General features: G+C 35.0%; 25 protein-coding genes. 24 read left to right on the top strand and 1 reads right to left on the bottom strand.

Annotation, left to right across the window (positions count from 1 at the left end; translation table 11 throughout):
- Nucleotides 1-9 precede the first annotated feature (9 nt).
- The 3 genes from ABM34_RS03805 to trmB are packed head-to-tail and all read left to right on the top strand — an operon-like array spanning nucleotide 10 to nucleotide 2,656.
- On the top strand, nucleotides 10-741 hold the full coding sequence (locus ABM34_RS03805; RefSeq protein ID WP_048703547.1) for an ABC transporter ATP-binding protein: 732 nt from the start codon (nucleotides 10-12) through the stop codon (nucleotides 739-741).
- Nucleotides 741-1,958 carry an ABC transporter permease gene (locus tag ABM34_RS03800; RefSeq protein ID WP_048703546.1) on the top strand — a complete coding sequence of 406 codons (1,218 nt, stop codon included), beginning with the start codon at nucleotides 741-743 and terminating at the stop codon, nucleotides 1,956-1,958. Before ABM34_RS03805 ends, ABM34_RS03800 begins: the two co-directional genes overlap by 1 nt.
- Before the next feature lie 56 nt (nucleotides 1,959-2,014).
- Nucleotides 2,015-2,656 carry a tRNA (guanosine(46)-N7)-methyltransferase TrmB gene (gene trmB / locus ABM34_RS03795; protein WP_048703544.1) on the top strand — a complete coding sequence of 214 codons (642 nt, stop codon included), beginning with the start codon at nucleotides 2,015-2,017 and terminating at the stop codon, nucleotides 2,654-2,656.
- A 9-nt stretch (nucleotides 2,657-2,665) separates the two neighbouring features.
- On the opposite strand, the gene ABM34_RS03790 is transcribed toward trmB, so the two are convergent.
- Nucleotides 2,666-2,980, bottom strand: a complete 315-nt coding sequence (locus tag ABM34_RS03790) for a hypothetical protein (protein ID WP_048703542.1) — start codon at nucleotides 2,978-2,980, stop codon at nucleotides 2,666-2,668.
- Nucleotides 2,981-3,111: 131 nt separating this feature from the next.
- On the opposite strand from ABM34_RS03790, the gene ABM34_RS03785 reads away from it, so the two are divergent.
- The 21 genes from ABM34_RS03785 to ABM34_RS03685 all read left to right on the top strand — a co-directional run bounded on the left by ABM34_RS03785 (nucleotide 3,112) and on the right by ABM34_RS03685 (nucleotide 21,296).
- Nucleotides 3,112-3,438: a thioredoxin family protein gene (locus ABM34_RS03785; protein WP_048703541.1), complete on the top strand. Its 327-nt coding sequence runs from the start codon at nucleotides 3,112-3,114 to the stop codon at nucleotides 3,436-3,438.
- Nucleotides 3,439-3,458: 20 nt separating this feature from the next.
- A complete protein-coding gene (ytpR, locus tag ABM34_RS03780) occupies nucleotides 3,459-4,091 on the top strand; it encodes a YtpR family tRNA-binding protein (protein WP_048703539.1) in 633 nt (210 codons plus the stop codon).
- 8 nt (nucleotides 4,092-4,099) lie between these two features.
- Nucleotides 4,100-5,431: a UDP-N-acetylmuramate--L-alanine ligase gene (gene murC, locus ABM34_RS03775; protein WP_048703537.1), complete on the top strand. Its 1,332-nt coding sequence runs from the start codon at nucleotides 4,100-4,102 to the stop codon at nucleotides 5,429-5,431.
- Between the two features lie 185 nt (nucleotides 5,432-5,616).
- Complete coding sequence (gene polA, locus ABM34_RS03770; RefSeq protein ID WP_417924669.1) at nucleotides 5,617-8,208, top strand: DNA polymerase I; 2,592 nt, start codon at nucleotides 5,617-5,619, stop codon at nucleotides 8,206-8,208.
- Between the two features lie 13 nt (nucleotides 8,209-8,221).
- Nucleotides 8,222-9,049: a DNA-formamidopyrimidine glycosylase gene (mutM, locus tag ABM34_RS03765; protein ID WP_048703533.1), complete on the top strand. Its 828-nt coding sequence runs from the start codon at nucleotides 8,222-8,224 to the stop codon at nucleotides 9,047-9,049.
- A complete protein-coding gene (gene coaE / locus ABM34_RS03760; protein ID WP_048703531.1) occupies nucleotides 9,046-9,639 on the top strand; it encodes a dephospho-CoA kinase in 594 nt (197 codons plus the stop codon). The genes mutM and coaE overlap by 4 nt, the downstream gene beginning before the upstream one ends.
- Nucleotides 9,640-9,659: 20 nt before the next feature.
- Nucleotides 9,660-10,145, top strand: coding sequence for a transcriptional regulator NrdR (gene nrdR / locus ABM34_RS03755; protein WP_048703529.1), 486 nt, complete (start codon nucleotides 9,660-9,662; stop codon nucleotides 10,143-10,145).
- Nucleotide 10,146: 1 nt separating this feature from the next.
- On the top strand, nucleotides 10,147-11,508 hold the full coding sequence (locus ABM34_RS03750; RefSeq protein ID WP_048703528.1) for a DnaD domain protein: 1,362 nt from the start codon (nucleotides 10,147-10,149) through the stop codon (nucleotides 11,506-11,508).
- A 2-nt stretch (nucleotides 11,509-11,510) separates the two neighbouring features.
- Nucleotides 11,511-12,422 carry a primosomal protein DnaI gene (dnaI, locus tag ABM34_RS03745; RefSeq protein ID WP_048703526.1) on the top strand — a complete coding sequence of 304 codons (912 nt, stop codon included), beginning with the start codon at nucleotides 11,511-11,513 and terminating at the stop codon, nucleotides 12,420-12,422.
- Nucleotides 12,423-12,716: 294 nt separating this feature from the next.
- Nucleotides 12,717-14,666 carry a threonine--tRNA ligase gene (thrS, locus tag ABM34_RS03740; RefSeq protein ID WP_048703523.1) on the top strand — a complete coding sequence of 650 codons (1,950 nt, stop codon included), beginning with the start codon at nucleotides 12,717-12,719 and terminating at the stop codon, nucleotides 14,664-14,666.
- Between the two features lie 126 nt (nucleotides 14,667-14,792).
- Nucleotides 14,793-15,593 carry a Cof-type HAD-IIB family hydrolase gene (locus ABM34_RS03735; RefSeq protein ID WP_048703521.1) on the top strand — a complete coding sequence of 267 codons (801 nt, stop codon included), beginning with the start codon at nucleotides 14,793-14,795 and terminating at the stop codon, nucleotides 15,591-15,593.
- A gap of 207 nt (nucleotides 15,594-15,800) precedes the next feature.
- On the top strand, nucleotides 15,801-16,334 hold the full coding sequence (gene infC / locus ABM34_RS03730; protein ID WP_048703520.1) for a translation initiation factor IF-3: 534 nt from the start codon (nucleotides 15,801-15,803) through the stop codon (nucleotides 16,332-16,334).
- Between the two features lie 14 nt (nucleotides 16,335-16,348).
- The gene (gene rpmI / locus ABM34_RS03725; protein ID WP_048703518.1) at nucleotides 16,349-16,546 is read left to right on the top strand and encodes a 50S ribosomal protein L35; all 198 of its coding nucleotides are present in this window, start codon (nucleotides 16,349-16,351) and stop codon (nucleotides 16,544-16,546) included.
- Between the two features lie 34 nt (nucleotides 16,547-16,580).
- Nucleotides 16,581-16,937 carry a 50S ribosomal protein L20 gene (gene rplT, locus ABM34_RS03720; protein ID WP_048703517.1) on the top strand — a complete coding sequence of 119 codons (357 nt, stop codon included), beginning with the start codon at nucleotides 16,581-16,583 and terminating at the stop codon, nucleotides 16,935-16,937.
- Between the two features lie 66 nt (nucleotides 16,938-17,003).
- Nucleotides 17,004-17,531 carry a YqeG family HAD IIIA-type phosphatase gene (locus tag ABM34_RS03715; protein ID WP_048703515.1) on the top strand — a complete coding sequence of 176 codons (528 nt, stop codon included), beginning with the start codon at nucleotides 17,004-17,006 and terminating at the stop codon, nucleotides 17,529-17,531.
- Nucleotides 17,518-18,633 (top strand): ribosome biogenesis GTPase YqeH, encoded by a 1,116-nt coding sequence (gene yqeH / locus ABM34_RS03710; protein WP_048703514.1) that lies wholly within the window; start codon nucleotides 17,518-17,520, stop codon nucleotides 18,631-18,633. Before ABM34_RS03715 ends, yqeH begins: the two co-directional genes overlap by 14 nt.
- A 9-nt stretch (nucleotides 18,634-18,642) precedes the next feature.
- Nucleotides 18,643-18,957 (top strand): YhbY family RNA-binding protein, encoded by a 315-nt coding sequence (locus ABM34_RS03705; protein WP_048703512.1) that lies wholly within the window; start codon nucleotides 18,643-18,645, stop codon nucleotides 18,955-18,957.
- A gap of 19 nt (nucleotides 18,958-18,976) precedes the next feature.
- Nucleotides 18,977-19,609 (top strand): nicotinate-nucleotide adenylyltransferase, encoded by a 633-nt coding sequence (locus ABM34_RS03700; protein ID WP_157023209.1) that lies wholly within the window; start codon nucleotides 18,977-18,979, stop codon nucleotides 19,607-19,609.
- Nucleotides 19,606-20,208 (top strand): bis(5'-nucleosyl)-tetraphosphatase (symmetrical) YqeK, encoded by a 603-nt coding sequence (gene yqeK, locus ABM34_RS03695; RefSeq protein ID WP_048703508.1) that lies wholly within the window; start codon nucleotides 19,606-19,608, stop codon nucleotides 20,206-20,208. The genes ABM34_RS03700 and yqeK overlap by 4 nt, the downstream gene beginning before the upstream one ends.
- Nucleotide 20,209: 1 nt before the next feature.
- Entirely contained in the window at nucleotides 20,210-20,575 is a 366-nt protein-coding gene (gene rsfS, locus ABM34_RS03690; protein ID WP_048703506.1) for a ribosome silencing factor, read from the top strand.
- Nucleotides 20,565-21,296 carry a class I SAM-dependent DNA methyltransferase gene (locus ABM34_RS03685; protein ID WP_048703504.1) on the top strand — a complete coding sequence of 244 codons (732 nt, stop codon included), beginning with the start codon at nucleotides 20,565-20,567 and terminating at the stop codon, nucleotides 21,294-21,296. Before rsfS ends, ABM34_RS03685 begins: the two co-directional genes overlap by 11 nt.
- Nucleotides 21,297-21,303 lie beyond the last annotated feature (7 nt).

The following is a 21,303-nucleotide window of genomic DNA, read 5'->3' as shown; positions in this document are numbered from 1 at the left end:
GGTTTTTCTATGACTTTGGAAATTAAAGATTTAACAGGTGGCTATGGTCAAGTAGCTGTCTTAAAAAAGGAATCATTCAACGTTAATAATGGCCAAGTGGTCGGATTAATTGGATTAAATGGTGCAGGTAAATCAACTACGATTAAGCATATTATCGGATTACTTACACCTAGAAGTGGTCAAATTTTAATTGATGGAATGAGCTTGAACCAGGATGTTGAGACTTATCGCAAAAAAATTGCGTATGTGCCAGAAATGCCAATCTTGTATCCTGAACTTACTTTAAAGGAACACATTGATTTATCGATAATGGCTTATGGACTTGATCATGATGAAACGTGGAATAATGCCACAAGACTTTTGAAAATGTTCCGTTTAGATAACAAGTTAGACTGGTTTCCACAGAATTTTTCAAAAGGTATGAAGCAAAAAGTTATGATTGTTTGTGCATTTATGACAAATGCCAGATTGTTTATTATTGATGAACCGTTCACTGGGCTTGATCCATTAGCCGTAAATGATTTATTAAACTTAGTAGAAGAAAAGAAACAAGCAGGTTGTTCAGTTTTGATGTCGACTCATATTTTAGCAACTGTTCAAGACCATGCCGATAAATTTATTCTTCTAAACCATGGACAAGTCAGAGCTGACGGAACTCTTGATGAATTGAAAGCTAAATTTGACATGCAGGATGCAAATTTGGATGATATTTATATCAAGATGTCACACGAGGACTTATAATGTTAGAACTTTGGAAAGAACGATTAAGAAGACATCAACTTGATCAATTTAAATATTTAAGATTAATTTTTAATGATACCTTTGTTATAGCGTTCATGGTATTGCTGGGCGCACTTGGATTTTGGTATTCAAACGTTTTAGATACTATTCATTCTGAGTTGTGGTTTGGAAAAATTGTTATTGCATTAATATTATTTATAGCTGTGCAGACTGGGCACATTGCATCTCTTATGGAAGACCCAGATAGTACATTTTTACTTGTTAGAGAAAAAGAGTTTTATCAGTACTTTAGATCCGCACAAAACTATAGCCGATATTTACCAATCTTTTTCATCGTAGTAGTAACATTTTTAATTTCACCATTTGCATTTAAAGCGGCAAATATTTCTATTTTGAATTTAGTCCTTTTAGGTGTTTCTGCGGCTGCATATAAGATGTTACTTTTGGACGTGGAACTCTTAGGCCTATATAAAAAAAATAAAGTCTGGGGTATCGACTCCAAACTATTTGCTAATATAGCGTATTTAATTGTGCTTTTGATATCAGTCTATACATTGCTAATGATTGCTCCATTAGTAACAGTTGTCGTATGGTTTGCAGTTGCAACTCGTACTAAAAAGCTAATTGAATCTGGACAACTTCAGTGGCAAAAAGCTATTGCTGATGAAAATCAAAGAATGTTTAGAGTTAAAAGATTTTATAACTTATTTACTGATGTTCCTGGTGTATCAAGTAAAATTAAGCGACGTAAGTGGCTCGATTTCTTATTTAGTGGTATAAAGAATGAACATAAAAATACCTATTTTTATCTATTTGCACGTGGAGTAGTTAGAAATAATGAATACATGGGTCTATTTTTACGATTAACAATTATTCAAGCAATCCTATTATGTCTGATTGATAACTTCTATATTTCATTAATAGTGGAAATGCTATTCATCTATTTAGTTGGTTTCCAGTTAAAACCTTGCTTTAAAGAAGTTATGCAAAATCTTATGCAGAGATTATATCCGGTATCAGGAAAGAGTAAAATTGCTGATTTTACAAAAATTAGTAATATTTTATTATTAATTCAGTGGTTTGTAAGTATTTTTGCTGTATTATATAAATTCGGATTTAGTATTAACAGTTTGATAATTATCGTTGCAGGATTATTGGTAATTGGTTTTGTAAATTACTTCTACATGCCTCGTCAACTAAAAAAGTATTTAAATTAATTACTTAGAAGGGCTCGCAAATTGAGAGCTCTTTTATAATGAAACGGAGAAATTTAATGCGATTAAGAAATAAACCTTGGGCAAAAGATATGATCAATGAGAATCTTGATTTAATCTCAATCCAACCAGAAGGGATGCAAGGTAAGTGGAAAAGTAAATTTGAAAAAGAACAACCTTTATTTTTAGAAGTTGGTTCAGGTAAGGGAAGATTCATCACAGATTTAGCCAAAGCAAACCCACAAAATAATTACATTGCCATGGAAGTTCAAGAGGGTGCAATTGCTTTACTACTCAAAAAGCAAGTTGAGATGAGATTACCTAATTTGCAGTTACTTTTAGACAACGGTTCAAAGTTAACAGAATTGTTTGGTGAGAACGAGATTGATGGACTGTATTTAAACTTTTCGGATCCATGGCCAAAAACTAGGCACGAAAAAAGAAGGCTTACTTATAAAGCCTTCTTACAACAATACAAAGCTATTATCAAAGATGATGGATATCTTAGATTCAAAACTGATAATCAAGGATTATTTGAATACTCACTTATCAGTATGAATAATTTTGGAATGAAATTCGATGAGATATCACTTGATCTACATAACAATGAAGCACTTAATCAGAACAATATTCAAACTGAATATGAAGAAAAGTTCTCAAAAAAAGGCTTCAGGATTAATTACCTGAAAGCCCATTTTTAAAGTTTGCAATTATTGTACTTTTTTGATGTTAAGTAGTTCGCCTGATACTGCATCAGCAATGAAGTGATATTGTGAAACATCGAAGTCGTCCATAGTTGTTACACCGCCGACGATTCCCCATGAAGTTTGACCATTAACATCAACACGTTGATAAAATGGTTCAACCCATGATCCGATGACTTTACTGTCTTCTCCGAGAACTGACTTTACTTTATCAATAATCTTTTCACTATCTAAATGATGTTTTACTAGAACAGTAGCAGCTGCACCCGCAGCTAAAATAGTACCAGCAAAAATAACGGAACCAATACCTTTTTTACTCATATCTAAATCACTCCTTGATGTTTTTATAAGTTTATATTAACACTATTATGTATCTACAAGCTAGATAAGAGCTGTTTAATTGACCGTTTTGATTGAAAAAAGTATATTCAAAATATGAGGTGAAGAAAACCATGAAAAAATTTGAAGATTTTGGTGTAAACGATTACAAAGAGGTTACAAAAAACGGAAAGTTTATTTTGTTCTTCTACGCAGATTGGTGCCCAGATTGTAAATTTATCGAACCTAAGCTACCTGAACTGGAAGACGAGTATTCTGATTTCCAATGGATCAGTTTTAATCGTGACAATAACATGGATATGGCCCGTGATTTGGGAATTATGGGAATTCCAAGCTTTGTTATTATTGAAAATGGTCAAGAAATTGGTAGACTAGTAAATAAAGACCGTAAGACAAAAGAAGAAGTAGAGAATTTTGTTAACTCGGTAATCAACAAATAAATTTGAGTGAGGGTACTAACTTGTTACTAAGCTTTTATAATCCAAGCGTCTTAGGTGACGTTTTAATAGTAGAGTTGGCAGATGATACTGATGTGAAGCAATCATCTGATAAGAAAGACAATGTAGTTCGAATTTTTAATACTGAAACTAATGAAACCATTGGTTTCAATTTTTTTGGTCTAGCAGAAGAGTTGAATTTGACTGAAAATGGTCAACTTCATCTGGATGCTGGACAAGTTGATATTTTAAACTCAGTCATTCTGGATGCCGGTTTTGATGACACGTTATCAGAAGACGTTTCACCAAAATTTGTCATTGGTCATGTTGACGAAATGACAGAACATCCTGATTCTGATCATTTACATATCACACAAACTGATGTTGGCTTGGATAAGCCAGTCCAAATTGTTTGTGGTGCACCTAACATTGACCAGGGACAATTGGTTGTAGTTGCCTTGCCAGGAGCAGTTATGCCGACTGGTATGGAGATTTGGCCAGGAGCACTTCGTGGTGTTGATAGCTACGGAATGATTTGTTCAGCTAAAGAATTAGGTATTCCTAATGCTCCTAAAGCACGTGGAATCTTAGTTCTAAATGATGGAAAAGCCGGCGACGCTTTTGACTTTGTTGCCGCTGAGAAAATGTTCGCATAGGAGTAATTATGGAAAAGACTGTTTATCATTTTGTTGGAATAAAAGGTACTGGTATGAGTGCCTTAGCATTGATTTTAAAAGACTTAGGATATGAAGTTCAAGGATCAGATATAGATAAATATACCTTTACACAAAGAGGACTTGAACAAGCTGGAATTAAGATTCTTCCATTTGACGAGAAAAACATTCACGAAGGCTTAACTATCGTTAAAGGAAATGCTTTTGATGATGATCAAGTGGAGATTAAAAAAGCCAACGATATGCATTTGCCAGTTGTAACTTATCCACAAATGGTTGGTAAGTTAGTTTCTGATTACACTTCAATCGGAATTGCTGGTTCTCATGGTAAAACAAGTACAACTGGACTATTAGCACATACTCTAAGTGGTATTGCCAGGACTTCTTACCTAATTGGTGATGGTACTGGTAAAGGTGAAAAAGATGCAAAGTTCTTTGTTTTCGAAGCCGATGAATATCGTCGTCACTTCCTCGATTATTCACCTGATTATTTAGTAATTACAAATATCGACTTTGATCACCCAGATTACTTCTTTGGTGGTATCAACGATGTTGTTGATGCTTTTGAGTCCGAATCTCGTAAGACTAAGAAGGGAATTTTCATCTGGGGTGAAGATAAGCATGCTAAAGAAATTAAAGCTGATGCTCCAATCTATTACTACGGTTTAGATGAATCAGATGATATTCGTGCAACTAATATTAAACGTACAGTCAAAGGTTCATCTTTTGATGTATCGATTGACGGCAAAGATATTGGTAATTTCCAAGTTCCACTTTATGGTGAACACAATGTACTCAACTCACTAGCCGTTATTGGTGTTGGTCATATGGAAAATCTTGACCACGCACTAATTAATCGTGAATTGCAAACATTTAGTGGTGTTAAACGTCGTTTCAGTGAAAAGAAAGTTGCTGATATGGTTATCATTGATGACTATGCTCACCATCCTCAAGAAATCAAAGCTACAATTGATGCTGCAAGACAAAAATATCCTGATAAAGAAGTAATTGCTGTCTTCCAACCACATACCTATACCAGAACACTAGCTTTAATGGACGATTTTGCTAAGTCACTTGATTTGGCTGATAAAGTTTATTTGACTAATATCTTTGGTTCAATCCGTGAAAAACACGGTGACATTACAAGTAAAGACTTAGGCGACAAGATTCATAAAGGTGGAGAAGTATTAACACTTGAAGATATGTCTGCACTTTTGGACTATCACAATGCTGTCATGATATTCATGGGTGCAGGTGATGTTCAAAAATATGAAACAGCCTATGAACAAATATTAAGTACATTAAATCCTAATCAACAATAAAAAAAGTTCGGAATCGTTCCGAACTTTTTTTATTTCCCTTGATATGGCCGAAAACTGTTACAAGGGTCGTGTTTTTGGTAAGATAGATAATGATTAACTGCGGTTTAATGGGAGAAAATATGTCAAAAAATAAAAAATTATTACTAATTGATGGAAATAGTGTTTCCTTTAGAGCATTTTTTGCGATGCACAACGTTCTTGACAAGTTTGTGACTGGTGATGGTGTTCATACCAACGCTCTTTATGCATTTAATAATATGTTAGATATTATTTTAAAAGAGGAAAAACCAACTAGTGCTTTAGTTGCTTTTGATGCTGGAAAGACTACTTTCAGAACTGAAATGTTTTCTGATTATAAAGGAACTCGTGCCAAGACTCCACCAGAATTAATGGAACAATTGCCTTTGATTAAAGAGATGCTCAATCTTCGTGGCATCAAAACCTATGAGTTAAAAAATTACGAGGCTGATGATATTATCGGGACTATGTCACGTTTAGGTGATGAAGGTGATATGGACGTAACCATCATTACCGGTGATCGTGATTTAACTCAATTAACTACGGATAAAGTAACCGTTCGTGTAAATGTGAAAGGTGTTACTGAGACTGAGGCATATACACCGGCACATGTTAAGGAAAAATTAGGGATTACTCCTGACCAAATTATTGATATGAAGGGATTAATGGGTGATAACTCAGACCATTATCCTGGTGTTGAAAAAGTTGGTGAGAAGACTGCTATCAAATTAATCAACGAATATGGAAATATGGAAGGCTTGTATGAGCACGTTGATGAAATGAAAAAGAGCAAGTTAAAAGAGCATCTGATTCATGACAAGGATCAAGCTTTTTTGAGTAAGAAATTAGCAACCATCAATAAAGATGCTCCAATTGAAATTGGATTGACGGACTTGGAATATGTCGGCGACAATCAAGAGCAATTAATCAAGTTTTATCAAAAGATGGGATTTAATTCATTTCTTGAAAAGATGAATATTGATACGTCTGAAACGGTTGAAAAACTTGCTACAATTGATTTTCTCGAATTAAATGATGATACTGTTAAAACAATCATCTCAGACAAAAGTCCGCAAACTATCGTCGTAGAAAACTTAGATGAGAATTACCATGTTGAGCCTATTATAGGATTGGCAATCGAAAGCGCTGGTAAATATTATGCAACTGATGATGTTTCAATCTTAGAGAATATTGAATTACAAAACTGGTTGAATGACGCTACTAAAGAAAAATATGTTTTTGATTATAAACGTACGATTGCTTTGTTGAATCGCTATGGCGCAAAGATTTCTGGAGTTAGTTTCGATATGTTGCTTGTAGCTTACTTACTTGATACTAATGACAACAAAACTGATATTGGATTAGTTGCCCAAAACTATGGTCATCAATTACCAACTGAAGATGAATTTTATGGAAAAGGTGTTAAAAAGGCAGTTCCGGAAGATTCAAAGGATTTGAGTAATTACCTTTGCCAACAAGCTCAAGTAATCAACACACTTCATGATCAAATGTTAAAAGAACTCAAGGACAACGATCAAGATAGTTTATATGATGAAATTGAGTTACCTCTAACAATTGTTTTGTCAGATATGGAACTTCAAGGTGTAACTGTCAATGTTTCTCAATTAAAGGAAATGGAAAATTCATTTGCTGAGAGATTGGCAGAAATTGAAAAGAATATCTATAAAGAAGCTGGCCAAGAATTTAATATTAATTCTCCTAAACAGCTTGGTGTTGTCTTATTTGAAGATTTGAAACTTCCTGTAATTAAGAAAACTAAGACCGGTTACTCAACAGCTGTTGATGTTTTGGAGAAGTTAAAAGATAAGTCACCAGTTGTTCAAGATATTTTAGATTATCGTCAAATTTCAAAGATCAACTCAACTTATGCGGTTGGTCTGCAAAAATTTATTCAACCTGACAACAAGATTCACACAATCTATCAACAAACGTTGACACAAACGGGCCGTTTGTCATCAATTGAACCTAATTTACAAAATATTCCCATTCGTATCGATGAAGGTAGACAAATTAGGAAGGCTTTTGTTCCTCAACATGAAGATTGGGAAATGTTTTCTGCTGATTATTCTCAAGTTGAATTACGTGTACTCGCACATATTTCAGGTGATGAGAACATGCAAGAAGCATTTAAGGAAGACTATGATATCCATGCGCACACAGCTATGCGTATTTTCGGGTTGAATAGTACTGATGAAGTTACACCCGATATGAGACGAAAAGCAAAAGCTACTAACTTCGGTATTGTTTATGGAATTAGTGATTATGGTCTTTCCCAAAATATTGGAATTACTCGTAAGGAAGCTGCTCAATTCATCGAAAATTATTTTGAACAGTATCCTGGAGTTAAAAAGTATATGGATGATATCGTGAAATTTGCTCGTGAAAATGGTTATGTCGAGACAATTATGCATCGCCGCCGTTACTTGCCAGACATTCATGCTAAGAATTTTGCATTACGTAATTTTGCTCAAAGAACAGCTATGAATACGCCAATACAGGGTAGTGCGGCAGACATCATCAAAGTAGCTATGATTAATATGCAAAAGAAATTACAAGAACTTGATTTAAAAGCTAATTTATTATTACAAGTACATGATGAAATGATTTTTGAAGCACCAAAATCAGAAATTGAAACATTAGAAAAATTAGTTCCGAGTGTCATGGATTCCGCTGTGAAACTAGATGTTCCTTTGAAAGTTGAATCAGCACATGGTAAAACATGGTACGAGGCAAAATAGTAGGTGAATAAATATGCCCGAAATGCCCGAGGTAGAAACTGTTCGTCGAGGGTTAGTCGAACAAGTTAAAAATAAAAAGATAGTTAATGTTGAGATTTTGTATCAAAATCTGATTACAGGAAATGTTGACGAATTTATCGAGACTGTTACGAACGCTCGTATCACTAATATTGGACGTCGTGCGAAATTTCTCTTAATTTATTTAGACAATGGCTATACGATTATTAGTCATTTGAGAATGGAGGGGAAGTATCGTGTATCATCAGATGAATCCGCGATTGATAAGCATTCTCATGCAATATTCACATTAGATGATGGACAGATGTTGATCTATAACGATGTTAGAAAGTTTGGTCGGATGCAACTTTGGCCAACAGCAACATTAGATTCAAACAAGTCATTGGTGAAATTAGGCCCTGAGCCTCTTTCAGACAGTTTCACTTTTGAAAATATCAAACCGCGAATAGTTAAACATCGCAAGGATATTAAGACGGTCTTATTGGATCAGTCAGTAATGAGTGGACTGGGTAATATTTATGTTGATGAAGTTTTGTGGCAAGCAAAAATTCATCCTGAGACCCCAGCCAATCATTTGACTGATGAAGACATCAAAATTATTATCGATTGCTCTAATAAAGAAATTCAGACAGCAATTATTTCTGGCGGTTCAACAGTCCGGTCATATTTGGATGCCAATGGTCATAAAGGAACTATGCAGGACCGATTGAAAGTGTATGGCAAAGAAGGCGAGCCTTGTGCACGTTGTGGTACAACTATCGAAAAAATTAAAGTCGGTGGTCGTGGAACTCACTTCTGTCCCAAGTGTCAGGTAGTCAAATGAGTAAGGTATATGGACTAACAGGTGGAATTGCTGCTGGGAAAACTACAGTACTCGAAATTTTTAAAGAGTTGGGTTGTAATATTTATGATGCAGATCAAGTAGCGAGGGATGTCGTTAAACCAGGTTCAATTGGATTAAAAAAAATCACCAAACAATTCAGTAAAAATGTTTTGCTTGAGGATGGCCAACTGAATCGAAAGAAGTTGGGTCGAATTGTTTTTTCAGATGCGCGACAGTTGAAAATACTAAATAGTATTACTGGACCTATAATTAGAAAACAAATAGTTGACATGATTGATAAAATGAAACAAGATTCAAGCAACACGATTAATATTTTTGAAATCCAACTTTTGTTCGAAAGTAGCTATGAAAAGTATTTCAATGCTACAATAGCGGTATATATAGAACCAGAAGTACAATTAACGAGATTAATAAAACGAAATAATTTGAGTAAACAAGCAGCCCAGGATAAAATCGATGCACAAATGCCAATGGAAGGAAAAAAGAGATTGGCAGATTATGTTATCGATAATTCTCAAGATATTGATAGTTTAAAAGTGCAGATCTCAAAACTTTTAAAACAACTCTAGTTTAGAAAAGAGGAACGCTTATGATATGTCCACATTGTCATCACGACTCATCTAAAGTTGTTGATAGTCGTCCAAGCGATGAAGGTCGCGCAATCCGTAGAAGAAGAGAGTGCGAATACTGTGGTACAAGATTTACTACCTTTGAGAGGATCGAGAAATCGCCATTACTAGTTGTAAAGAAAAACGGTAATCGTGAAGAATTTCGACGTGATAAATTACTTAGAGGTCTAGTTCGCGCCGCTGAAAAGCGTCCAGTTACAATGGATCAGATGAATGCCATCGTTGATAAAGTAGAAAATGAAATTAGAGCAACTGGTGAAAATGAAGTTAAATCACAAGATATTGGTGAGCACCTGATGAAGGAGCTTGCTGATGTTGATGATGTTACTTACATCAGATTTGCTAGTGTTTATCGTGAATTCAAGGATATGAGTGGATTTATGAATGAAGTTCAAGAAATGATGGCAAACGATAAAAAGGATAATAAAGATAGCAAGGAGGACTAGTGTGTCAGACTTTAATGATAATAAGTTAACTCCTTTAACAGGCTTTTGGTGTCTACCAAATGGACAATTTAACGATCAAGACCGTCAGGTTTTGACTGACTTATATTTACCATTGATAGGACCAGAGGCTTTTAGTATTTATCAGTTACTTTGGGCAAAAGTTCCCAACAAAGAAATGATTACAAATCGACAGTCTCATTCGATTCTATTTGCGTTGCTAGATATGGGTGTGAATAGTTTTATTGCTGGACGCCAAAGGCTAGAAGCTCTTGGGTTAATTAAGTCATTCAGTAAAAGTGATGATATGGGATCATTTCTAATTTACCAACTATTTACTCCGTCAACTCCAAAGAAATTTTTCACGGATGACATAATGAGTATTTTTCTGTTGGAAAAAATAGGTGAATCTGAATATTCCAGATTGGCCGATAAATACTATAAATCAGCTGATATTTTAAAAAATACTGAGGATATTTCTAAAAAGTTTCTAGAAGTATTCAGACTTAACGATGATGATTTAAGAAACCGTCCTAGTCTTGTTGAAGAAAAAAGAGAAGATTTTGAGAACTCTAAATCAGATAAGGTTCCTTCAATAAGTGTTGAGGAGACCTCTGATTTTGATTGGACTCTAGTTGAGGACCGCATTGGCCAACTCTTCAAGATTACTCATGCTGATTTACTGGAGAACCAACAATTAATTTTGAGTCTCCATGAGTTTTATGGGATTTCCGAAGTTACGATGATTGATCTAATTGGGGAAACAACAGATATTGTAAACAATAAAATTGATCCCAATGCTTTAAAACGACTCGCTCAAAAGCGGTTTGAGAATAAGACTAATATTACGGCGAGAGTTGCTCAGCCTGAGATAGATCCAAATATTAAAGTGTCAAATGCGAATAAACCAGAGAGTATTCTATTAAACCGTGCAAAGAATACAGCACCAGCAGACTTTTTAGCAGATGAGAAGGCTCAAAAGGATGGTTATGTTGGAACAACGGAAGCACGAGCTTTGCGGACCTTGTCGTCACGGTCAATACTTCCTAATTCAGTTCTAAATATTATGGTCCATTATATATTGCAGTCATCACCAACACTGGCGTTGCCATTGATGGAGACAATTTCAAATGATTGGAAACAAAATGGTGTCAAGACGCCTGAAGATGCTCTAAAGAGATTGAATGATTTTCAAAATCGTTCTAAAAATCCTCGAAAACGTCGATATTCTAAAAATTCTGGCAAGGTTGAACAAGCTACTGACTGGAGCAAGGTACAAAGCAAATCTGCTAATAATACTGATGAGATAAAAGCAGAACAGCATAGACAAGAAATGCTGAAAAAATTAAGAAATAGGAAAAATTAGTCATGGAAAAATTTAGTGATGTTTTAGCAGAGGGATTAAGTAATTATCATTTTAAAAATATTGATTATCACAAATTGATGGAAGAAGCATTAAATGATCCTGATGTAAAAAAATTTCTACTTGAAAATCAAGACCAAATTACTAAGGACTCAATCGATGTGAGTGCTGCAGCAATTTATGAATTCTACAATCAAAAGAAGAATCATAGTGAATATTCAAAAGATTACTATCCTCAGCTCATTGTTAGTAACCACAATATTGAAGTTGCTTATATCCCAAACAAGCGTAAATTGGCATCCGATGAAAAGAAAGCATACGAGGCTGGATTTGCACTGTTGGACATGCCGAAAGATGTTAGAAACGCTAGTTTAAATGACTATACAGGTGCTGGTAGGCAAGAAGCATTTGATGCTGCAATAAACTTTTTAGACAATTACGATCGTGAAGGTAAATTTGTTCCTGGAATCTATTTGGCTGGTGATTTTGGAGTTGGAAAAACGTATCTTTTGGGCGCAATTGCCAACGAGTTGTATGCTAGGCACGTAAAAACAACTATCATGCATTTTCCAACGTTCGCGGTTGATATCAAAAATTCAATCAAGAGTAATAGCGTATTGGATAAAGTTAATAAAATTAAAGATGCCGAAATATTAATGTTGGATGATATTGGAGCCGACTCAATGTCTAGTTGGATCAGGGATGAAGTGCTTGGTGTTATCCTTCAATATCGTATGCAAGAAAATCTTGCAACATTTTTTTCATCTAACTTTTCAATGAAGGAACTAGAGGCACACCTATCAATTAATTCCAACGGAGACCGTGAGCCAGTTAAGGCCGCAAGAATTATGGAACGTGTAAAATACCTTTCTCGTGAAGTAATTGTCACTGGTGAAAACAGAAGAAATAAAGGCTAGACCTTGCAAATATGAAAAATAAATGTTTCAATAAACACATGAAAGACAACACTTCGGTTCTATCAGGGAGGGTACGTTAACTGAAAGCTTACCCATTACTGGAGTTACCACTTCCATGTTAAGCTGTATTATTAGTTGGTTACTTTATAACCATAGAGTGAAAGCTGTATTACTACAGTTTTAATTTGGGTGGAACCGCGCAGAATGCGTCCCTGAAATATGAGTACAATTTATGTATTTATATTTCAAGGACGCATTTTTTTGTTGTCTAAATTTTAGGAGGTTACGAAGAACATGTCAGAAATCAAATTAACATTCCCAGATGGAACAGTTAAGGAGTTTGATCAAGGCACAACAACTCTCGATGTTGCAAAATCAATTAGTACATCATTGGGTAAAAATGCTATTGCAGGTAAACTCAACGATACATTGGTTGACTTAGAAAGACCTATTAATCAAGATGGTAAAATCGAGATTATTAGTGGCAAAGATGATGAAGATTCATTAAAGGTATTGAGAAACACAGCTAGTCTTGTTTTCAGTGCAGCTGCAAAGCAATTTAAAGCTGATTTACATTTTGGTGAAAAACAAGCTAACGATGATGGTTTCTACGTTGACACAGATGATAAAGAACAAATCACTGTTGACGAACTTGATACTATTGCAGAATCAATGAATAAGATTATCAAGAAGAATGACAAAGTTGAAAGAACATTAATGGACAAATCAGAATTAGTTGAAATGTTCAAGGATGATCCTTACAAGTCATCACTATTGGGTGCTATCGAATCTGTTCAAATTCCAGTTTATAAATTAGATGGATTTGTTGATTTTGGCTATGATGCAGTTCTTCCTAACATCAAAAACTTGAAACACTTCAAGTTGCTTTCAGTTGCTGGTGCATATTGGCAAGGTAAATCAAGTAATCCTATGCTTCAAAGAATTTATGGTACAGCATTCTTTAAGCAAGATGACCTTGACGCTGATATGAAACGTCGTGCTGACATTAAAGAACGTGATCACAGAACAATTGGCCGTGACCTTGACTTGTTCTTCGTTGATCCAGAAGTTGGCGCCGGACTTCCTTACTGGATGCCAAATGGTGCAACTATCCGTCGTGTTATTGAAAGATATATCATCGATAAGGAAGTTGCCTGGGGTTACCAACATGTTTACACACCTATCTTGATGAACTTGAACGCATATAAGACTTCAGGCCACTGGGAACACTACCGTGAAGACATGTTCCCACCAATGGACATGGGTGATGGTGAAATGCTTGAACTACGTCCAATGAACTGTCCTTCACATATTCAAATTTACAAGCATCACACACGCTCATATCGTGAATTACCAGTTCGTATTGCTGAATTAGGTATGATGCACAGATATGAAAAGTCAGGTGCCTTAAGTGGTTTGCAACGTGTTCGTGAAATGACATTGAATGATGGACACACATTTGTTGCTCTTGACCAAATCCAAGAAGAATTCAAACGTACACTTCAATTAATGGTTGAAGTTTATAAAGATTTCGATATCACAGATTACTCATTTAGATTAAGTTATCGTGACCCTGCAAATACTGAAAAGTATTTCGATGATGACGAAATGTGGAACAGATCACAATCAATGCTTAAAGCTGCTATGGATGATCTTGGCTTGAAGTACTATGAAGCTGAAGGTGAAGCAGCATTCTATGGTCCAAAGCTTGATGTTCAAACAAAGACTGCTCTAGGTAATGACGAAACACTATCAACAATTCAATTAGACTTTATGCAACCAGAGAAGTTCAAGTTGACATATGTTGGTTCAGATGGTGAAGATCACAGACCTGTTATGATTCACCGTGGTATCGTTTCAACTATGGAAAGATTTATTGCATACTTGATTGAAATTTATAAGGGTGCATTCCCAACATGGTTAGCACCTACACAAGTAAGAATTATTCCTGTTAACTCTAAATATCACCAAAACTACGCAGAAAACTTGCTTTCAGAATTACGTAAGAAGAATATTCGTGCCGTAATTGATGATCGTGATGAAAAGATGGGTTACAAGATCCGTGACGCACAAACAATGAAGATTCCATATACAGCAGTTGTCGGTGATGACGAAATGGCTGACGCCACAGTTTCTGTTAGAAAATATGGTGAAGACGAATCTGCATCAGAGTACGTCGGAATGTTTGTTGATTCTGTTTCTGCAGATATTAGCAACTTCAGTCGTAAAGGTGAAGATAAGTAATAAGAATTAAGATATCTCGAATTCGAGATATCTTTTTTTTTGATAATATTTTAAATTTTTAAAAGTAATGTGAATCTAGTATTATAGAAGGAGTGAGAAAAACATATAAAATGAGGCAACATTAAAATGATTAAACTTATCGCTACGGATATTGACGGAACATTCTTTGATGATGATCATCAATACAATCATGAGAGATTCAACAAGCAACTCGAAATGCTGCACAAGAAGGATGTTAAGTTTGCTATTGCAAGTGGGAATTATTTGGGACATCTTCAAAAGGTAGTGAAGTATTCTCCAGTGGATGCATTTATTGCGGAGAATGGCGCCCATATTGAGGCTGATGGGAAAGAAGTTTTTGCATCATATCTGAAAGATTCAACTATTAGTGAAATTATTGATAGTCTTCAAACACTGGGTGATAATTTACAGGCATTCATTTTTTCAGGTGAGAAGGCCACTTATGTTGACCGTAATTTTTTAAATACGATTGATAAATATTACATTTCTAACTTTCAACCATATGATGACATTAATTCAATTGATGACAACATTTTCAAAGTTAATATCAGTTTGAACAATGACCAGCTCCAAGAAGTTGAAGATTATCTAAATGATAAATTCAAAGGTGAGATTCATGCTACCGCCAGTGGTTTCGGTAGTATTGATGTTATTTCTTATGAAATAAATAAGAGTGTTGGGCTTGAGAAAGTTGCTAGTTTCGATAATATTGCACTTGAGGATATGGTTGTTTTCGGTGATAATAGCAATGATAATGAAATGTTAAAAGAATCAGGTATCGGATACGCAATGAAAAATGCAACAGATATCACCAAGAATTCTGCGGACCGTATCACAACTTTAGATAACAATCATGAGGGCGTCTTGGAAACGATTGACGAACTATTTGGTTGGAATACTAAGTAACATTTATATCAAATTATTTTAGTGGTTCATGTTGACAATAGGGCAGACCACTGGTAGTATTAATACCTGTTGAGATTAAGCAGAAGCGCCCGCTTCTCACCTATGCGTTAGCCTCTAGGTAAATATACTGTATATAACAATTATATTAGTGGGCGTGCGTATGCACCCCACTTTTTTAGTGGGAACATAATTCGGAGGTGACTACTCATAGCTAGAGATTTATTAGTAAACGATGAAATTCGTGCAAAAGAAGTTCGCTTGATTACAGAAAAAGGTGATCAAGTTGGTGTTAAACCTACGGCAGAAGCCAAACGTCTTGCCGACGCGGCTAGTATGGACTTAGTCCTTATGTCACCAGGTGCAAAGCCACCTGTTGCGAGAATAATGGACTATGGAAAATATAAGTTCGAACTTCAGAAAAAGAATCGTGAAGCTCGTAAAAAGCAAAAGGTCGTTAGCATCAAAGAAGTTAGACTTAGCCCAACTATTGAGCAAAACGATTTTAATACAAAGCTTAACAATGCCCGTAAGTTCCTGAGTAAGGGCGATAAGGTCAAAGTTTCTCTTCGCTTTAAGGGTAGAGCCATAACTCATAAAGAGATTGGAAAAGAAGTTTTAGATCGTGTAGCTGACCAGACAAAAGATATTGCCAACGTCACTACAAAACCTAAGATGGACGGCCGAAGCATGTTCTTAATGCTTGATCCAATTAGTAGTGCAAAAGACAATAAGAAAAAATAGTGGAGGGATTTTAAATGCCTAAACAAAAAACACACCGCGCATCAGCCAAGAGATTCAAGAAAACAGCTAATGGTGGTTGGAAAAGAAGTCATGCTTACACAAGTCACCGTTTCCACGGAAAGACAAAGAAGCAACGTCGTCAATTGGCAAAACCAGGCATGGTTTCATCAAGTGATATGAAACGTATCAAACAAATGCTAGCAACATACTAATTTATAGTAAGTGTAATTCAAAGGAGGAGTCATTATGCCACGTGTAAAAGGTGGAACAGTAACTCGCAAACGTCGTAAGAAAGTTTTAAAATTAGCTAAAGGATATCGTGGATCAAAACATATCACTTTTAAAGCAGCACATACACAAATCATGGTTTCATACCGTTATGCATTCCGTGATCGTCGTCAAGTTAAGCGTGATTTCCGTAAGTTATGGATCGCAAGAATTAACGCAGCTGCAAGAATGAATGAAATCAGTTACAGCAAATTGATGCATGGTTTGAAACTAGCAAACGTTGATATCAACCGTAAGATGTTGGCTCAAATTGCTATTGAAGATCCTAAAGCATTTACAAGTTTAGCAGATACAGCTAAGAAAGCTTTAGCTTAATTATTAAAACGTAATTTGGACATTCCAAATTACGTTTTTTTACTAGATAATAATGGAGACAAAAACATGTTTAAACCAAATGTTATGTTAAATAAAATTACTGACATCGATGCCGATGACTTAATCAAGGAAAATATAACTACTATTATGACAGATCTTGATAACACGATTTTGCCATGGAATAGTAGTGAATATAGCTTGTCATTGAGAAAATGGCTTAATATAATGAAAATGGCAAATATTGAGGTTCTAGTTGTTTCTAATAATAGTTACAAACGAATTGAAAAAGCTGTTGATGATTTAAATATTGGAATAGTGGCTCGGGCTAAAAAGCCACTTCCATTTGAGATAATTAAGTTTTTAAAAGAAAATAATCTTCGTAAAGAGGAAGTATTGTTTGTAGGCGATCAAGTTTTGACGGATGTCTTAGCTGGATCATTGTCGGGCGTAAAAACTGTGTTGGTTAAACCAATTGTAGATACAGATGCTAAGAAGACTCGAGTTAATAGATTTTTTGAACGACCAATTTTAAAATATTTGCAATCACGAGATAAAAATTTGTATTGGAAGGATTCATTACATGACAGAAACTGAAGAAGTATTAAATTGCATTGGCTGTGGTGCTCAAATTCAAACAGAGGATAAAGACGCCCCTGGCTATGTGCAACCATCTACGTTGAAAAAATATTTAGAAGATGATTCTAAAGAACTTTTGTGTAAACGTTGCTTCAGATTGAGAAATTATAATGAAATCACCGATGTTAATATTGATGATGACGAATTTTTAAAATTATTGGATTCAATCTCATCCAAAAAAGGTCTAATTGTCAATGTAATTGATATTTTTGATTACGAAGGTAGTGTTATCCCTGGATTACAGCGTTTTGTTGGGGATAAGAACATCTTAGTTGTTGGTAATAAACTCGATTTATTGCCACATTCAGTTAATCAGAATAAACTATTAAATTGGATACAACAAAAAAGTAAAGAAAATGGGATTAAGTCCGTTGATCAAATCATGGTTTCTGCCGAAAAGGGAACTAATATTGATAAATTAATGGAATTAATCGAAAAATATCGACATGGACAAGATGTATACGTTGTTGGAACAACAAACACAGGTAAATCAACTTTGATCAACAAGATTATTAGTGAAAACTCTGATATTAAGGATTTAATCACTACATCGCGTTTTCCAGGAACAACTTTAGACAGAATTGATATACCTTTGGATGATGGTCATTTCTTGATAGATACACCAGGTATTATTCACAAGTATCAATTGGCGCATTATTTAAATGAACAAGAACTCAAAGCAGTTACACCTAAGAAGCAATTACATCCTTCAACTTTCCAACTTCGAGATGGTCAGACTATCTTTGTTGCTGGACTAGCTAGATTCGATTTCTTAGATGAGAAATCAAATGTTATTTTTTATGTCAATCAAGGATTATTGTTACATCGTACTAAGACTATTAATGCAGATGAATTTTATCAAAAGCATTTAGGTGAATTATTGAATCCGCCATATGATGTGACTGAATTTCCTAAGTTGAAAAAAGAAGAATTCACTTCTCATCAGAAATCAGATATCGTAATTTATGGATTAGGTTGGGTTACTATCCCCGCCAACTGTAAAGTTCGAGTATTTGTACCAGAAGGTGTTAGTGTATCAATTAGAGACGCCATTATTTAAGGAGAAAATATGATTATTAGAGGTAAACAAAACCGTTACTTAAGAAGCCAAGCAGCAACTATGAAACCCGTAGTGCAAGTTGGACGCGACGGAATTAGTGACAATCTTTTGAAACAAATTTTACAACTGTTGAACAAAGACGAGTTAATTAAAGTGTCCTTGCTTCAAAATACATTAGTTGATGCCGACCAATTAACAGAAGCGTTAACAGAATTGGACGGTGGAGTTTCACTTGTTCAATCAATTGGTTCAAAAGTGATTTTATATAAGAAATCATCAAAAATTAAAAATCGCAAATATTCTTTAGAACTTGAAAAAATTTAGTATTAAGTGAAGATGAATAATGAGAACAAAAAAACAAATTTTGACCAAAGTAAAAGCAGAAATACGTTCGAGCCGGCCCAAACGCCATGTAGGTATTTTGGGTGGGACTTTTAATCCTGTTCACACAGGACATTTAGTAATTGCTGAACAAGTTTTTCAGCAACTACATTTGAACAAAATTTTATTTTTACCGGATAAAATTCCGCCTCACCGCGGAGTTGAAAAAGCTCGACCTATTAGTAGTGATGATCGAATCAAGATGATTAAGCTGGCAATTGAAGACAACATGCATTTTGATTTGGATTTAACTGATGTTAATCGTGGTGGTGTCAGTTATACTTATGAGACAATCAAGATTCTCAAAGAATGTAATCCGGACACTGAATACTACTTTATAATAGGTGGAGATATGGTTGAGAATTTGCCAAAATGGGCTCATATCGATGAATTAATGCAGATGGTTCACTTTGTTGGAGTATGTCGAAAGGGTTTTGAAAAAAGCTCCAAGTACCCTATACTTTGGGTAAATACTCCTGAATTAGAAATAAGTTCAAGTATGATTCGAGAATCTGTTAGAACTGGACGCTCAGTAAAATATCTAGTTCCCGACAGTGTCGAAAGTTATATTAAGGATAAGAGGCTTTATCAATGACGGAATTTAACTACGATACTATTGTGCCAGGGTTTGACCGTGATGCCGTGGTTAGTAATATGAAACAACAACTTAGTGACTTCAGGTATAGTCATTGTTTAAGAGTGGAAAAAGGAGCTAGGGGATTAGCAGCTGAAAACAACATCGATGTTGAACGCGCGGGCCTTGCTGGACTTTTACACGACTATGCTAAGGAACGACCTGATGATGAATTCATTGGCGTAATTAAGGAAAAGAATCTCAATAAAGATTTGTTGAAGTATAACAATGCAATCTGGCATGGAATTGTTGGAGCTGAGATTATCAAAGATGAATTACATGTGTATGATGAGGACGTTTTAAATGCCATTAGAAGACACACAGTTGGTTCTATCAAGATGACAGGTGTCGACAAGTGCGTATTCATCGCTGACTTTATTGAGCCAGCTAGAGATTTTCCTGGAATTGATGAAGCTCGGAAATATGCAGAACAATCATTGAACTCAGGTGTCGCATTTGAATTGAAACATTCAATTGCACATTTGATTGACAAAAACAGACAGATTTACCCAGCAACATTTGAAAGTTATAATTACTGGATAAATAAGGGAGAATTGTAATTTGAATTCAAAAGAAATTATGGAAATTGCTGTGAAAGCAGCCGATAGCAAACACGCTAATGACATTAAAGTATTAGATATTAGTAAAGTAAGCATTATGACAGATTATTTCGTAATCATGGATGCCAACTCTCAAAGACAAGTGGGAGCAATTGTTCAAGAGATTCTTGACCAAGCTGGCGAAAATGATATTAAAGTCGGTCATGTGGAAGGTAAAAGAGATTCCGAATGGATTCTAATTGACCTTCATGATGTTGTTATTCATGTATTTACAACAGAACAACGTGACTTCTACAACCTTGAAAAACTATGGTCAGACGCTCCAGAAGTAGATGTATCAAGTTTGGTAACGGCAAATGATCTATAATTCATTTGCTAGAGTATATAGTGAATTGATGGATGACTCACTGTATCAAGAATGGGCTAATTATGTAAAATCACACGCGCCATCTGAAGCAAAAAATTTGTTGGATGTTGCCTGTGGAACAGGTGATTTAACAATTTTATTAGCTAATGATTTTGATGTTACAGGGACTGATTTGTCCGAAGAGATGCTTAATATTGCTGATGAAAAGGCTAAAGAGGCAAAAGTGAATATTCCGTTTGAACAAAGTAATATGATGGATCTTTATACTTTTGATAACTATGATGTTATCACTTGTTTTGATGATTCAATTTGTTATCTTGGTGATGAGGATGAATTATACATTACTTTCAAGCAAGCTTTTGATCATCTCAATGGAGGTGGAAAGTATTTGTTTGATGCTCATTCACTATACCAAATGGATGAAGTGTTCCCTGGCTATATGTTCAATCATAAAGCTGAAGATTCTGCGTTCATGTGGAGTAGTTATGAAGGTGAATTTCCACACAGCATTGAACATGAATTAACATTTTTCAATTGGAATGAAGAAATCGGCGGATACTCAGTAAACACTGAAATCCATCATGAGAGAACTTATCCAATTCAAACATTTTTAGATATTTTGAAGGATGTTGGATTCAAAAATATCAAAGTGACTGCAGATTTTGGTAAGAATGAGCCTCAAAGTGATTCTACTCGATGGTTTTTTGAATCAGAGAAATAGGAGATCA

It is taken from the genome of Companilactobacillus ginsenosidimutans (assembly GCF_001050475.1).
In the GTDB taxonomy this organism is placed as follows: Bacteria; Bacillota; Bacilli; order Lactobacillales; family Lactobacillaceae; genus Companilactobacillus; species Companilactobacillus ginsenosidimutans.
Note: the sequence above shows the minus strand (reverse complement) of the source record. Positions and strands in the feature narration are given on the sequence as shown.

Excerpts from the sequence above, each read along its gene's own strand:
- mutM (WP_048703533.1), top strand. The coding sequence starts at position 8,222 with ATGCCCGAAATGCCCGAGGTAGAAACTGTTCGTCGAGGGTTAGTCGAA.
- ABM34_RS03700 (WP_157023209.1), top strand. The coding sequence starts at position 18,977 with ATGAGAACAAAAAAACAAATTTTGACCAAAGTAAAAGCAGAAATACGT.
- coaE (WP_048703531.1), top strand. The coding sequence starts at position 9,046 with ATGAGTAAGGTATATGGACTAACAGGTGGAATTGCTGCTGGGAAAACT.
- nrdR (WP_048703529.1), top strand. The coding sequence starts at position 9,660 with ATGATATGTCCACATTGTCATCACGACTCATCTAAAGTTGTTGATAGT.
- ABM34_RS03790 (WP_048703542.1), bottom strand. The coding sequence starts at position 2,980 with ATGAGTAAAAAAGGTATTGGTTCCGTTATTTTTGCTGGTACTATTTTA.
- ABM34_RS03785 (WP_048703541.1), top strand. The coding sequence starts at position 3,112 with ATGAAAAAATTTGAAGATTTTGGTGTAAACGATTACAAAGAGGTTACA.
- yqeK (WP_048703508.1), top strand. The coding sequence starts at position 19,606 with ATGACGGAATTTAACTACGATACTATTGTGCCAGGGTTTGACCGTGAT.
- yqeH (WP_048703514.1), top strand. The coding sequence starts at position 17,518 with ATGACAGAAACTGAAGAAGTATTAAATTGCATTGGCTGTGGTGCTCAA.
- ABM34_RS03800 (WP_048703546.1), top strand. The coding sequence starts at position 741 with ATGTTAGAACTTTGGAAAGAACGATTAAGAAGACATCAACTTGATCAA.
- rpmI (WP_048703518.1), top strand. The coding sequence starts at position 16,349 with ATGCCTAAACAAAAAACACACCGCGCATCAGCCAAGAGATTCAAGAAA.
- rplT (WP_048703517.1), top strand. The coding sequence starts at position 16,581 with ATGCCACGTGTAAAAGGTGGAACAGTAACTCGCAAACGTCGTAAGAAA.
- polA (WP_417924669.1), top strand. The coding sequence starts at position 5,617 with ATGCACAACGTTCTTGACAAGTTTGTGACTGGTGATGGTGTTCATACC.
- dnaI (WP_048703526.1), top strand. The coding sequence starts at position 11,511 with ATGGAAAAATTTAGTGATGTTTTAGCAGAGGGATTAAGTAATTATCAT.
- thrS (WP_048703523.1), top strand. The coding sequence starts at position 12,717 with ATGTCAGAAATCAAATTAACATTCCCAGATGGAACAGTTAAGGAGTTT.
- ABM34_RS03705 (WP_048703512.1), top strand. The coding sequence starts at position 18,643 with ATGATTATTAGAGGTAAACAAAACCGTTACTTAAGAAGCCAAGCAGCA.
- ABM34_RS03805 (WP_048703547.1), top strand. The coding sequence starts at position 10 with ATGACTTTGGAAATTAAAGATTTAACAGGTGGCTATGGTCAAGTAGCT.
- murC (WP_048703537.1), top strand. The coding sequence starts at position 4,100 with ATGGAAAAGACTGTTTATCATTTTGTTGGAATAAAAGGTACTGGTATG.
- ABM34_RS03715 (WP_048703515.1), top strand. The coding sequence starts at position 17,004 with ATGTTTAAACCAAATGTTATGTTAAATAAAATTACTGACATCGATGCC.
- trmB (WP_048703544.1), top strand. The coding sequence starts at position 2,015 with ATGCGATTAAGAAATAAACCTTGGGCAAAAGATATGATCAATGAGAAT.
- ABM34_RS03735 (WP_048703521.1), top strand. The coding sequence starts at position 14,793 with ATGATTAAACTTATCGCTACGGATATTGACGGAACATTCTTTGATGAT.
- ABM34_RS03685 (WP_048703504.1), top strand. The coding sequence starts at position 20,565 with ATGATCTATAATTCATTTGCTAGAGTATATAGTGAATTGATGGATGAC.